Here is a 12,327-nt window from a genome sequence, read left to right as displayed (position 1 = left end):
AGGATGAACCTACGTGATCTGAAGTACCTGGTAGCCCTGGCCGACCACAAGCATTTCGGCCGGGCTGCCGCCTCCTGCTTCGTCAGCCAGCCGACGCTGTCCACGCAGATCCGCAAGCTGGAAGAAGAGCTGGGCCTGCCGCTGGTGGAACGTGCACCGCGCAAGGTGATGCTGACCCCGGCCGGCCAGGAAGCAGCAGCACGGGCACGGGTGATCGTGTCCGAAGTGGAACAGCTGAAGGAAGCGGCACGTCGCAGTCGCGATCCGGAAGCCGGTACAGTGCGCCTGGGGATCTTCCCGACCCTGGGCCCGTACCTGCTGCCGCATGTGATTCCGCGCATCCGCGATCGCTTCCCGGAGCTGGAACTGCTGCTGGTCGAGGAAAAGAGCGATGTGCTGCTGGACCGCCTGCGCGAAGGCAAGCTCGACGCTGCACTGCTGGCCCTGCCGGTGATCGACGACCAGCTGCATGCCGAGTTCCTGTTCGAGGAACCCTTCCTGCTGGCCGTATCCGGGCGCCACCCGCTGGCCCGTCGCGAACACCTGGACGTGCAGGAGCTGGCCACGCAGAAGCTGCTGCTGCTGGAAGATGGCCACTGCCTGCGCGACCAGGCACTGGAAGTCTGCCGCCTGTTCGGTGCCAACGAGAAGTCCGAGTTCCGCGCCACCAGCCTGGAAACCCTGCGGCAGATGGTCGCCGCCGACGTCGGCATCACCCTGCTGCCAAGCCTGTCGGTGCAGCCGCCGGTGCCGCGCTCGAACAACATCCGCCTGCTCGACTTCACCGGCGAAGGACGCCCCAGCCGCCGCATCGCCATGATCTGGCGCCGCAGCTCGGCCATGAACGACTTCCTGATGGAGCTGGCCGATCAGTTCAAGCGCCTGCCGCAGGCGCTGTTCACCCTGGAAGCGGTCAACGCCGCCGGCGACACGACCGCCCTGCCCGGCCCCGCGCTGAACGGCTGAACCCCCGCAGCACCGGCCTGGAATCGGCAGGAGTCGATTCCGGTCGCATTTGTCCCCACAATACAGACAGGCGGCGCCAGCAGGTGCCGCCTTTTGCATGGCTTTCAACCAAGGAGCTTCACCATGAGTACCGCCAGCGGCCTGCCGCCGTCGATCACCGTTTCCACCTTCGACATGGACCGCCTGGACGCCATGCTCGAATCCCCTGCGCTGAGCCAGACGCCTGCCGCGCTCGCGCTTGCAGAAGAACTCAACCGTGCCACCGTGCTGGCACCGGACCAGATTCCCGAAGGCATCGTCATGATGCATTCGCGCGTGGAGTGCGAAGATGAAGTGTCGGGCGAGAAGCACGTCCTGACCCTGGTCTTCCCCCGCGAAGCCAACGTCGATGAAGGCAAGGTTTCCGTGCTGGCCCCGGTCGGCAGTGCCCTGCTCGGCCTTTCGATCGGCCAGAGCATCGACTGGAACGCGCCCGGCGGCCGCAAGCTGCGCCTGCGCGTGACCGCGGTCCACAACGACCGCCCCTGATTACCGCTGCGCACCGCGCGCGATTCGATCCCCCTGCACCAGGAGCCGTAATGAGTACCCCGTCCAAACTGTCCCAGCTGCGCGAACTGTCCGTGGTCGTTGCCGATACCGGTGACTACGAGGCGATCAAGCGCCTGCAGCCGGTGGACTGCACCACCAACCCGACCCTGGTGAAGAAGGCGCTGGACCTTCCGGTCTACGCCGAGCTGATCGAACGCGAACTGGCCTGGGGCCGCCAGCAGAGTGGCGACCGCGAAGCCGTGGTGCACGCCGTGGCCGACCGCCTGACCATCGGCGTCGGCGCGCTGCTGAGCACGCTGGTGCCGGGCCGCGTGTCCACCGAAGTGGATGCCGACCAGGCCCACGACACCGCTGCCACCGTAGCCAAGGCCCGCCAGTTCATCCAGATGTACGCCGATGCCGGCGTGCCGCGCGAGAAGATCCTGATCAAGATCGCCGCGACCTGGGAAGGCGTGGAAGCCGCGCGCATCCTGCAGGCCGAGGGCATCGACTGCAACCTGACCCTGATCTTCAACCCGACCCAGGCGCTGGCCTGCAGCGAAGCCGGCGCGTTCCTGATCTCGCCGTTCGTCGGCCGCATCCTGGACTGGTACGTGGCCAACGGCCAGACCCCGGCCAACATCGATGAAGACCCGGGCGTGAAGTTCGTGCGCGGCGTGTATGCCGAATTCAAGCGCCGCGGTTCGCCGACGGTGGTGATGGGCGCCTCGTTCCGTTCGACCGCGCAGATCGAAGCGCTGGCCGGCTGCGACCGCCTGACGATCTCGCCGGACCTGCTGGAGAAGCTGGACGCCGACCACGGCGAGCTGCCGCGCAAGCTGGTGGCCGGTGCGGCGGATGGCGCGGCGGTGACCCCGATCGATGCGGCGAAGTTCGCGGCGGATCTGGCGGCCGATCCGATGGCGACCGAGAAGCTGGCGACCGGTATCGATGCGTTTGCCAAGGATCTGGAAGCACTGCGCGAGCGCATTCGTTCGGAACTGTGATTCCGGCCAACGGCTGAGCCCCTCGTGGCGGGGGCTTGGTCGCGTTGAAGCAAGAGCGAAAGCCGCGCTGGGTCGGGCGGGTTGGGTTCGCGGGAGACGCCGTGAATCCGTCCCTGGAGGCTTGGCCGCGGCATCCATGCCGCGGACACTCCCGCGAACCCAACCCGCGCGCCCTCTGACAGTTTCCGGTGGCCGCCCGCCACGGATGAAAGAAAGAAGAGCAAAAGCGGGTCGCGCGCTTCGCTTGCTCGCAGTCGAGCAAGCTCGACTCTACGGAGCACTGCAGGATCAAACAAAAATGCAGGATCAAACAAAAAGGACGCGGCGAAGGCCGCGTCCTTTTTCTTTTCTTTCATTTCGTCAGTAACCCATGCTCTTGCCCACCGTCACCGGGAAACTGTCGGGGTGGGGCGGTGTGGGTTGGCAGGACCGTTGGCGCCATGGATGGCGCCATCGAGCCCCCAAGGACGGGTTTACGGCGTGTCCTGCCAACCCACACCGCCCAACCCGCAGAAACGCAGAGCCGCTTTGGCTTTGGCTTCTGCCGTAGATTCTGCCCGCCGCAGGCGGACCACCGCGCGTCAGCGCGGCGCCTCCACATCCAATCCGATCGGACAGCTCACCCCGGTGCCGCCGATGCCGCAGTAGCCGTTCGGGTTCTTCGCCAGGTACTGCTGGTGATAGTCCTCGGCGTAGTAGTACTCCGGTGCCGGGTACACGATCTCGGTGGTGATCGGGCCGTAGCCGGCCGCATCCAGCTGCGCCTGGTAGGCCTCGCGGCTGGCCAGCGCGGTGGCGTACTGCGCCTCGTCGGTGGCGTGGATCGCCGAACGGTACTGGGTGCCGGTGTCGTTGCCCTGGCGCATGCCCTGGGTCGGGTCGTGGCTTTCCCAGAACAGCTGCAGAAGCCGCTCCAGGCTCACCACCGCCGGGTCGAACACCACCTGCACCACTTCGGTGTGGCCGGTCAGGCCCGAGCACACCTCTTCATAGGTCGGATTCGGGGTGATGCCGCCGGCATAGCCCACCGAGGTGCTGTACACGCCCGGTTCGGTCCAGAACTTGCGCTCGGCGCCCCAGAAGCAGCCCAGCGCGAAGCGGATCTGCTGCAGGCCGGCGAAACGGTCCTTCAGCGGATGGCTGTTCACGAAGTGCTGGTTGCTGTGCAGCGGCAGCGGTTGGTCACGCCCCGGCAGTGCTTCTTCCGGGCGCGGCAGGCGCTGCTTGAAGGCGCCGATTCCGAGGATGCCTTGGCCAATTCCCAACATGATGCGCTCCTACGCCGGAAGGCCGGCTATGTCGTCTGCATCTGAAATGGGGGCGTCCGGCGCGTGGCCCAAGTCCAGCGCCGCCACGATGTCCTCGGCCTGCGGCCGTGCCGCATCAGGGATGCCTACCCGCAGCACGCCGAACAGCGGCAGCTCGCCCATGCCACCCAGCAACGACTCGCCGAACACGAAGGCCGGGATGCCGGCATCCTCCAGCGCGTGCTTGACCAGGTGGGCGTCGAACAGGTTGTCGGCCTTGTACACGATGTGCATGCGGCAGCTCCGTGGGACAGGGTTCCAGCATACGCCCGGGGGCTGAATGGTGGTGGTGACGGCGCATGACCGTTCTGCCGGCCAGCGGTCGGCACTACCCATCCACCTTCCGGTAGCGCCGGCAGCGGGCCGGCGGAATGTGGATCGCCGTGCAGTTGGGTAGTGCCGGCCGCGGGCCGGCATCCCCACACCCCACCGGGCAGCCCTGCCCGGTACGCGCTAGACTGTTGGTCTTTCTGCCTTTCTTTTCGCCGACTCATGTCCGAGCACACCCCCGCCAGCCCCGAGACCCCCGCCGACAGCCACGAAAAGCGCGATTTCATCCGCCAGATCGTGCGCGAGGACCTGGCCAGCGGAAAGCACCAGGCGATCAAGACCCGTTTCCCGCCGGAACCGAACGGCTACCTGCACATCGGCCATGCCAAGTCGATCTGCCTGAACTTCGGCATCGCCGGCGAGTTCAGCGGCGTCTGCAACCTGCGCTTCGACGACACCAACCCGGCCAAGGAAGACCCGGAATACGTGGCCGCGATCCAGGACGACGTGCGCTGGCTGGGCTTCAGCTGGAACGAGCTGCGCCATGCTTCTGACTACTTCCAGACCTATTACCTGGCGGCCGAAAAGCTGATCGAACAGGGCAAGGCCTATGTCTGCGACCTGTCGGCCGAGGAAGTGCGCGCCTACCGCGGCACCCTGACCGAGCCGGGCCGCCCGTCGCCGTGGCGCGACCGCAGCGTCGAGGAAAACCTCGACCTGTTCCGCCGCATGCGCGCCGGTGAATTCCCGGATGGCGCGCGCACCCTGCGCGCGAAGATCGACATGGCCAGCGGCAACATCAACCTGCGCGATCCGGCGCTGTACCGCATCAAGCACGTCGAGCACCAGAACACCGGCAACGCGTGGCCGATCTACCCGATGTACGACTTCGCGCACGCGCTGGGCGACTCGATCGAGGGCATCACCCACTCGCTGTGCACGCTGGAATTCGAAGCTCACCGCCCGCTGTACGACTGGTGCGTGGACAACGTCGATTTCGCCCATGACGACACGCTGACCCAGCCGCTGGTCGACGCCGGCCTGCCGCGCGAAGCCGCCAAGCCGCGCCAGATCGAGTTCTCGCGCCTGAACATCAATTACACGGTGATGAGCAAGCGCAAGCTGATGGCGCTGGTTACCGAGCAGCTGGTGGACGGCTGGGAAGACCCGCGCATGCCGACCCTGCAGGGCCTGCGTCGCCGTGGCTATACCCCGGCGGCGATGCGCCTGTTCGCCGAGCGCGTGGGCATCAGCAAGCAGAATTCGCTGATCGACTTCAGCGTGCTGGAAGGCGCGCTGCGCGAAGACCTGGACAGCGCCGCGCCGCGCCGCATGGCCGTGGTCGACCCGGTCAAGCTGGTGCTGACCAACCTCCCGGAAGGCCACGAAGAACAGCTGACCTTCAGCAACCACCCGAAGGACGAGAGCTTCGGCAGCCGCGAAGTGCCGTTCGCACGCGAAGTGTGGATCGACCGCGAGGACTTCGCCGAAGTGCCGCCGAAGGGCTGGAAGCGCCTGGTCCCCGGCGGCGAAGTGCGCCTGCGCGGTGCCGGCATCATCCGCTGCGACGAAGTGATCAAGGATGCCGACGGCACCATCACCGAGCTGCGTGGCTGGCTGGATCCGGAATCGCGTCCGGGCATGGAAGGCGCCAACCGCAAGGTCAAGGGCACCATCCACTGGGTCAGCGCCGTACATGGCGTGCCGGCCGAGATCCGCCTGTACGACCGCCTGTTCTCGGTGCCGAACCCGGATGATGAATCGGAAGGCAAGACCTACCGCGATTACCTCAATCCGGAATCGCGCTGCACCGTCACCGGCTATGTCGAGCCGGCCGCGGCCAGCGCCGCGCCGGAGCAGTCGTTCCAGTTCGAACGTACCGGCTACTTCGTGGCCGACCGCCGCGACCACACCGAGGCCAGGCCGGTGTTCAACCGCAGCGTGACTCTGCGCGACACCTGGTCGGCCTGAGGACCTGCGCGGGCGCCAGCACGGCGCCCGCATGACCCCGACGATGATCACCGCCCTCTCCGTCCTGTTCTGGTTCATCTCGCAGCATCCGCTGCTGACATTCTTTTCGGCGATGGTGCTGGCCGGGCTGGTCTCGTGGTGGCGGCGTTTTCCGGGCTACGCCATCGTGGTGTTCCCGCTGGCGATGCTCAACATCTTCCTCGGCCACTTCCTCAACGCCGCCTTCCTCAACGTGGTGGGCGAGCCTGGTGAAGCGGTGATCGTGAAGTCCGAGCGCACCAGTTCGACGATGAACGAGCAGTACATCTGGCGCTACGAAGGGGTGCTGCGCACCGCCGAGGGCCGCGACGTGGAGGTGGTGTTCCACACCAACACCGCCTCGCTGTGGCCGCTGGAGAACGCGATCCGCATCCCGGCGCCCGACCAGCCGTTCGTGGTCAAGTACACGCCGGGTTTCCCGCGCAACTTCGTCATCCTCACCAATGAATCGCCGCACGGCATCGCCCAGGCCCGGGCCAGCGCGCGCGAGCGGGTGGAAGTGGCGGCGCGCAAGCTGCACTTCAGCCCGGGCAATGCCGATTTCCGCGCGGACTATCGCCGCGAACTGGAAACGTGGCTGCGCGACCACGGCAACGATCCGCAGCAGCAGTCCGACGCGCAGCGATATCGCGCCGAACTTGACGCGCTCGACCGCTAGATCCCCAGGCCTTGCCTGGATGTTCCACCCCATCCATCCACAGGCCTGACATGACCACGACCTCCACCGCCCTCCTCCCGCTGCTGCAGCAGGTCCTGCAGGAGGCCGGCATCGCCAGCCACGTCGACGGCGACGCGCTGCTGCTGGACAGCGGCCTGCGCCTGACCCCGCATGCGATGGCCGCGCACGCGCGCGACAACGGCGGCTGGCAGACATCTACCGTCATCGAGAGCCAGCATCCGCTGCTGTTCGCCGATGGCCTGTTCGAGTACCAGCACGCCAACGGTGCCGATGAGCAGGCATCGCTGCTGTCTGGCTTCCAGACCTGGGTGCGGGTGGACCTGGCGACGCTGCAGACCGCGATCGGCGCCGAAGACGCGCAGGGCCTGCCGATGATGGGCCTGACCTATCCGGCCGGTGACGATGGCGAGGAACACGAGCGCACCGTGGTACTGGGGCCGCTGGCGCACTACCGCGCACAGGAGGTGGATGCCTCCACCTGCAGCGAGGACGACCACGGTTCCTGCCCCTGCTGCCTGTTCACCCGCAGCATGGAGGCCTTCGATGAGCTGCTGAAAGCCCGCCAGTTCCTCGCCATCCGCCTGTTCGCCTCGCGCGATGCCGACGGCCTGTGCGAAGCCGACTGCCGGGTCAACGGCCACGACTTCGCCGCCGCCCTGCCCCTGCTGCGCGCCTACGCGGCCAGCTGGCCGCAGGCCGGGCTGGAGTTCCGCAAGCAGTACGTAGTGATCCGCACCGGCTCGCCGGGCTGACCCACCGCCACACCCGATACAGGCCGGTGCGGCTACACTGCGCGCCGGTTTCCCAAGCAACCGCACCTTCTTCCATCCCATTACGAGGCACCCCCGCGATGCTGTACGCGCAAGTCCACCTGACCCTTCCCGCCTGGATCCACGACCAGATCGACCTGGATCGTCGATATCCGGGCGATGAGGCCAAGGTCGCGCTGGCGATCGAGCTGTCGCGGCTGAACGTCGAGCACGCCAGTGGCGGCCCGTTCGGCGCCGTGGTGTTCGGCCCGGATGACAAGGTGATCGCCGCCGGCGTGAACCGGGTGATGCCGCACGCGACCTCGCTGGCGCATGCCGAGAACATGGCCTACATGCTGGCCCAGCAGCGCCTGCAGACCCCGCGCCTGAACGCGGTGCTGTCGCCGGTCACCCTGGCCACCAGCTCGCAGCCGTGCTGCCAGTGCTACGGCGCCACGGTGTGGGCCGGCATCGACCGCCTGCTGATCGGTGCCAACTCGGCCGACGTCGAGGAACTGACCCCGTTCGACGAAGGCCCGCTGCCGGCCGACTGGGTGGGCGAACTCAACAAGCGCGGCATCGAAGTGGTGCAGGGCCTGAACCGCGACGCCGCACGCAGCGTGCTGCGCGCCTATGGGGAAAGCGATGGCGCCCGTTACTGAGGCCGGCATCGGCCTGCTGTGCCTGTGCCGGCAGGGCTTCGAGCCCGAGCTGGCCGGCGAACTGCAGTTCCGCGCCGGTGAAGCCGGTTTCGCCGGTTATGCGCGCACCCAGCGCAATGATGGCTATGTGCTTTTCATGTGCGACGAAGCTGCGGCACTGGCGCCACGGCTGCGCTGGCGCGAACTGATCTTCGCGCGGCAGAAGCTGGTGGTGCTGGCCGAGCTGCCGCAGCTGGACCCAGCCGACCGCATCACCCCGATGCTGGAGGTGCTGGCCGATGCGCCGCGCTTCGGCGACCTGTGGGTGGAGCATCCCGATTCGGACGCCGGCAAGCCGCTGTCCGGGCTGGCCCGTGCCTTCGGCAATGCGCTGCGCCCGGCGCTGCGCAAGGCCGGCAAGCTCACCGACAAGCCGAACGACCGCCTGCCGCGCCTGCACGTGGTGTTCGTCGACGGCACCCACGCCTTCGTCTGCGTGGCCGACCCGGCCGACAGCGCGCCGTGGGCACTGGGCATCCCGCGATTGAAGTTGCTGCCCGAAGCGCCGTCGCGTTCGGCGCTGAAGCTGGACGAAGCACTGCTGACCCTGTTGACCCCGGAAGAGCGCGAGGCGCTGGCCAGGCCCGGCATGCGCGCGGCCGACCTGGGTGCCGCACCCGGCGGCTGGACCTGGGTGCTGACCCGCCAGCACATGCACGTGCTGAGCATCGACAACGGCCCACTGCGCCAGCACGTGCTGGACACCGGCCTGGTCGAGCACCTGCGCGCCGATGGCTTCCACTGGCACCCGGAACAGCCGCTGGACTGGATGGTCTGCGACATGGTCGAGCAGCCGCGGCGCGTGGCCGAACGCATGGCCACCTGGTTCCGCGAAGGCTGGTGCAGGCACGCGATCTTCAATCTGAAGCTGCCGATGAAGAAGCGCTGGGACGAAACCCGCTTGTGCCTGGACCTGTTCCAGGAGCAGGCCGGCAAGCCGCTGGTGGTACGTGCCAAGCAGCTCTATCACGACCGTGAGGAGATCACGGTACTGGCCTCGCCGCTGCGCTGAGGAACATGCCCGCCGGGCATGGCCCGGCGCTACCGAGGAAGGGAACCATGCGATACCACCCGCTCGCCATGCTGATCACCGTGCTGGCAGCCGCACCGGCCATTGCCCAGCAGCTGCCGCACACCCCTGCACAGAGCCAGCCACTGGGCCCGACCGGCGGCGCGATCCGCCAGCAACCGCTGGATGCCGGCCGGGTCAGCGGCAGCGTCGAGATTGCACGGCCAGCCGGCGAGGCACAGGTGACCGTGCGTTCGCTGGAACCGAGCAGCGTGGTCGGCCAGTACCGCATCCACTTCGCTGCGCTGGATGTGAACAGCGATGGTTTCATCAGTCGCGAGGAAGCGCAGGCTAACCCGGCGCTGGCCGATGAGTTCAATGCGCTGGACGTGAAGCGTCGCGGCAAGCTGGATCGTGCCGACCTGGCTGGTTGGCTGGTTGATTGATCCACCGGCGCGATCTTCATCCACGCATGGCGTGGATCTACTGGATCAACGGCGGTAGCGGAGCCCGCTTCTGGTAGGTGCCAACCTTGGTTGGCACAACATCGGAAACGCCGTCGCCCCATCTGGGCCGACGTGACCTGACAGACGTGCCAACCAAGGTTGGCACCTACCAGAGCGGGTGTCCCGTGGTTGGTAACGCGCCAGCGGCGCCCGCAGCATCGTGCGGTTTGCGTTCCGGCTACACCCCGGCGGCGCGCTTCCAGAACGCCTGCACCAGCGGCGGCCACTTGCCGACACAGCCCAGCGCGCGGCCGCGGGCCAGGGTCAGGTGCATTTCGTCGTTGGAGAACAGGCGGTTGATCGCATCGAAACTGTAGGCGGCGATGTGGTTGTCGCTGCGCCGTTCGCGTGCCCAGCGCTGCAGGCGCTGCGGCGACAGCCGCGGCTGGCCGCGGCGTTCGGCCGACGGCGCCAGCCACTGCTGCAGGGCGGCGACATCGCGCAGGCCCAGGTTCACGCCTTGCCCGGCCAGCGGATGCACCACATGCGCAGCATCACCCAGCGCCAGCACGCGGCCAGCCACGTAGTGACGGGCCAGCTGGCGACGCAGCGGGAAGGCCGCACGCGGTGACGCCAATCGCAGTTCGCCCAGGCGCGCAGCGAAGGCACGGGTCAGTTCGCGGTTGAAGGCGTCCTCGTCCAGGGCCAGCACGCGAGCCGCTTCATCCTCGGGCAGGGTCCAGACGATCGAACTGCGACGCTCGGCCACCGGCAGCAGCGCCAGCGGCCCGGTCGGCAGGAAGCGCTGCCATGCGGTGGCCTGGTTGGGAAGATCGCTGTCCACATAGGCCACCACGCCACGCTGGTGGTAGTCATGCTTTTCAACCTCGATCCCGGCCAGCTGGCGCAAGGTCGACTCGGCACCATCGGCCGCCACTGCCAGCGCCGCTTCCAGGCGACGACCGTCGTCCAGGCGCAGGCGCACGCCGTCATCATCCTGTTCCAGCGCCTCCACCCGTGCCGGGCAGTGCAGCTGCACGCCCGCCGCCGGCAGCGCCGCCCACAGGCGATCCTGCAGCAGGCCGTTCTCGACGATGTAGCCCAGCTCACGACGGCCGAAGCGATCGGCGTCGAACAACAGATCCTCGCCACCGGCCGCATCCCACACCTGCATGCGCCGGTAAGGCCAGGCGCGGGCCTGCGCGATCGCCGGCCACACACCCAGGCGGTTCAACAGCTGCACGTTGTCGGCGGCGAAGGCGAACACCCGCAGGTCCGGCTGTGCGGCCTGCCACGGTGCCGGTTCGCGGCCTTCCACCAGCGCAACCGACAGGCCGGCATCGGCCAGCGCCAGCGCACACGCGGCACCGACCACGCCACCACCAACGATGGCCACATCAAGACGCGTGCGCCGGCTCATGCGGCTTCTCCGCGGCACAGGCGCGGCACGTCACCACGGAAGCCCATCGCACCACCGACCAGCATCGACTGCACCGACGCGCGCTGTGCGGCCACCAGGCCGAGGCTGCGCAGCGGCCGCATCAGCGGTGCCGGGTTGCTGGTCAATCGTGCCAGCCCACCGGAGAACGCCACCGTCTGCCGGCGATCTTCCTCGCGGCGCGCGACGTAGGCCTTCAGCAATGCATCACTGCCGGCATCCTCATGCGCATCCTCCAGCAGTTCGGCCAGGGTCAGCGCATCGCGAAGGCCCAGGTTGAAGCCCTGTGCGCCCAGCGGATGGATGGTCTGCGCGGCATTGCCGAGCAGCACCGTGCGCTCACCGGCCAGCGCGCGCGCCAGCACCTGGATGAGCGGGTAGGCACTGCGCGGGCCGGATTCAAGCAGGCGGCCGGCACGCCAGCCGATCGCGTTCTGCAGGCGTTGCAGCCAGGCCGCATCGTCCAACGCCATCACCGCATCGACCTGGTCGCGCGCTACGCCGTGCACGGTTCCGAAGTGACGATCGCCACGCGGCAGCAGGGCGGTTGGGCCGGTATCGGTGAAGCGTTCCCAGGCGGTGCCATCCGGCGCGCGCTGGCTGCGCACGCGGGCCACGAACAGGGTCTGCTGGAAATCATGGCGGTCGACTTCGATGCCCAGCGCGCCACGCACGCCGCTGGTGGTGCCATCGGCCCCCACCACCAACCGTGCCAGCAGCACGCGTTCGCCAGCCTCGTCAGCCACCCGTACCTGGCGGTAACCATCGACCACCTCACCCAGCCCCAGGAACCGCATCGGCCGGTAACGGCGCAGGCGCGGCAGTTCCTGCAGGCGCGCTTCCAGCGCCTGGCCGAAATCGCGCGCGACCACCACCTGGCCGAACCACGGCCGGTCGTAATCGGCCGCTTCGAGCTGCACACGGCCGAAATCGCCGGCACGACTGACATGGATGCGCCGGATCGGGCCCGGTGCCATCGCCAGCTTCTGCATCACCCCCAGCGCGGTCAGCGCATTGACGGTGGCAGCGGCGAAACTGAGATTGCGCTGGTCGAACACCGCAGGCAGCTCGCCGGCCGGGCTGGCCTCAAGCAGGCCCACGTCGCGGCCCAGGCGGTCCAGGGCAATGGCCAGGCTGGCACCCACCAGGCCACCACCGACAATCAGCACGTCATGTCGTTCACTCATGTGTTCATGATACGCGCTCGCCCCGACTGT

The 12,327-nt window shown here is 67.8% G+C and carries 13 protein-coding genes; 9 read left to right on the top strand and 4 right to left on the bottom strand.

Annotation, left to right across the window (positions count from 1 at the left end; all coding sequences use genetic code 11):
* The first annotated feature begins 3 nt into the window (after nt 1-3).
* The 3 genes from ACZK4Z_RS03685 (at nt 4) to ACZK4Z_RS03675 (ending at nt 2,501) form a co-directional block, all read left to right on the top strand.
* Nucleotides 4-966, top strand: coding sequence for a LysR substrate-binding domain-containing protein (locus tag ACZK4Z_RS03685; RefSeq protein ID WP_032129919.1), 963 nt, complete (start codon nt 4-6; stop codon nt 964-966).
* A gap of 123 nt (nt 967-1,089) precedes the next feature.
* Nucleotides 1,090-1,494, top strand: a complete 405-nt coding sequence (rnk, locus tag ACZK4Z_RS03680; RefSeq protein WP_005408156.1) for a nucleoside diphosphate kinase regulator — start codon at nt 1,090-1,092, stop codon at nt 1,492-1,494.
* A 50-nt stretch (nt 1,495-1,544) separates the two neighbouring features.
* Nucleotides 1,545-2,501, top strand: coding sequence for a transaldolase (locus ACZK4Z_RS03675; protein WP_125895505.1), 957 nt, complete (start codon nt 1,545-1,547; stop codon nt 2,499-2,501).
* A 581-nt stretch (nt 2,502-3,082) separates the two neighbouring features.
* On the opposite strand, the gene msrA is transcribed toward ACZK4Z_RS03675, so the two are convergent.
* Together msrA and ACZK4Z_RS03665 are read right to left on the bottom strand one after the other, a co-directional pair.
* Entirely contained in the window at nt 3,083-3,748 is a 666-nt protein-coding gene (msrA, locus tag ACZK4Z_RS03670; protein ID WP_185749981.1) for a peptide-methionine (S)-S-oxide reductase MsrA, read from the bottom strand.
* 30 nt (nt 3,749-3,778) lie between these two features.
* Entirely contained in the window at nt 3,779-4,042 is a 264-nt protein-coding gene (locus ACZK4Z_RS03665) for a putative signal transducing protein (protein WP_010481810.1), read from the bottom strand.
* 258 nt (nt 4,043-4,300) lie between these two features.
* Here ACZK4Z_RS03665 and ACZK4Z_RS03660 point away from each other — a divergent pair, with 258 nt between their 5' ends.
* The 6 genes from ACZK4Z_RS03660 to ACZK4Z_RS03635 all read left to right on the top strand — a co-directional run bounded on the left by ACZK4Z_RS03660 (nt 4,301) and on the right by ACZK4Z_RS03635 (nt 9,672).
* Nucleotides 4,301-6,049, top strand: coding sequence for a glutamine--tRNA ligase/YqeY domain fusion protein (locus ACZK4Z_RS03660; RefSeq protein WP_125895685.1), 1,749 nt, complete (start codon nt 4,301-4,303; stop codon nt 6,047-6,049).
* A gap of 43 nt (nt 6,050-6,092) precedes the next feature.
* Complete coding sequence (locus tag ACZK4Z_RS03655) at nt 6,093-6,746, top strand: membrane protein (RefSeq protein ID WP_032129916.1); 654 nt, start codon at nt 6,093-6,095, stop codon at nt 6,744-6,746.
* Between the two features lie 50 nt (nt 6,747-6,796).
* Nucleotides 6,797-7,519 (top strand): DUF6348 family protein, encoded by a 723-nt coding sequence (locus tag ACZK4Z_RS03650; protein ID WP_125895686.1) that lies wholly within the window; start codon nt 6,797-6,799, stop codon nt 7,517-7,519.
* 98 nt (nt 7,520-7,617) lie between these two features.
* Nucleotides 7,618-8,178, top strand: a complete 561-nt coding sequence (locus ACZK4Z_RS03645) for a nucleoside deaminase (protein ID WP_004154307.1) — start codon at nt 7,618-7,620, stop codon at nt 8,176-8,178.
* Nucleotides 8,162-9,229 carry a 23S rRNA (cytidine(2498)-2'-O)-methyltransferase RlmM gene (gene rlmM / locus ACZK4Z_RS03640; RefSeq protein WP_032129913.1) on the top strand — a complete coding sequence of 356 codons (1,068 nt, stop codon included), beginning with the start codon at nt 8,162-8,164 and terminating at the stop codon, nt 9,227-9,229. Before ACZK4Z_RS03645 ends, rlmM begins: the two co-directional genes overlap by 17 nt.
* 47 nt (nt 9,230-9,276) lie before the next feature.
* Complete coding sequence (locus ACZK4Z_RS03635; protein WP_100437916.1) at nt 9,277-9,672, top strand: EF-hand domain-containing protein; 396 nt, start codon at nt 9,277-9,279, stop codon at nt 9,670-9,672.
* 238 nt (nt 9,673-9,910) lie between these two features.
* Here ACZK4Z_RS03635 and ACZK4Z_RS03630 read toward each other — a convergent pair whose 3' ends face one another.
* On the bottom strand, nt 9,911-11,092 hold the full coding sequence (locus ACZK4Z_RS03630) for a UbiH/UbiF family hydroxylase (RefSeq protein ID WP_121504906.1): 1,182 nt from the start codon (nt 11,090-11,092) through the stop codon (nt 9,911-9,913).
* Complete coding sequence (gene ubiH / locus ACZK4Z_RS03625) at nt 11,089-12,297, bottom strand: 2-octaprenyl-6-methoxyphenyl hydroxylase (RefSeq protein WP_125895687.1); 1,209 nt, start codon at nt 12,295-12,297, stop codon at nt 11,089-11,091. The genes ACZK4Z_RS03630 and ubiH overlap by 4 nt, the downstream gene beginning before the upstream one ends.
* Nucleotides 12,298-12,327: the final 30 nt, after the last annotated feature.

The sequence above is a fragment of the Stenotrophomonas sp. 71799_Sma genome, from assembly GCF_056482505.1.
This window is presented reverse-complemented; position numbering and strand designations above follow the sequence as displayed.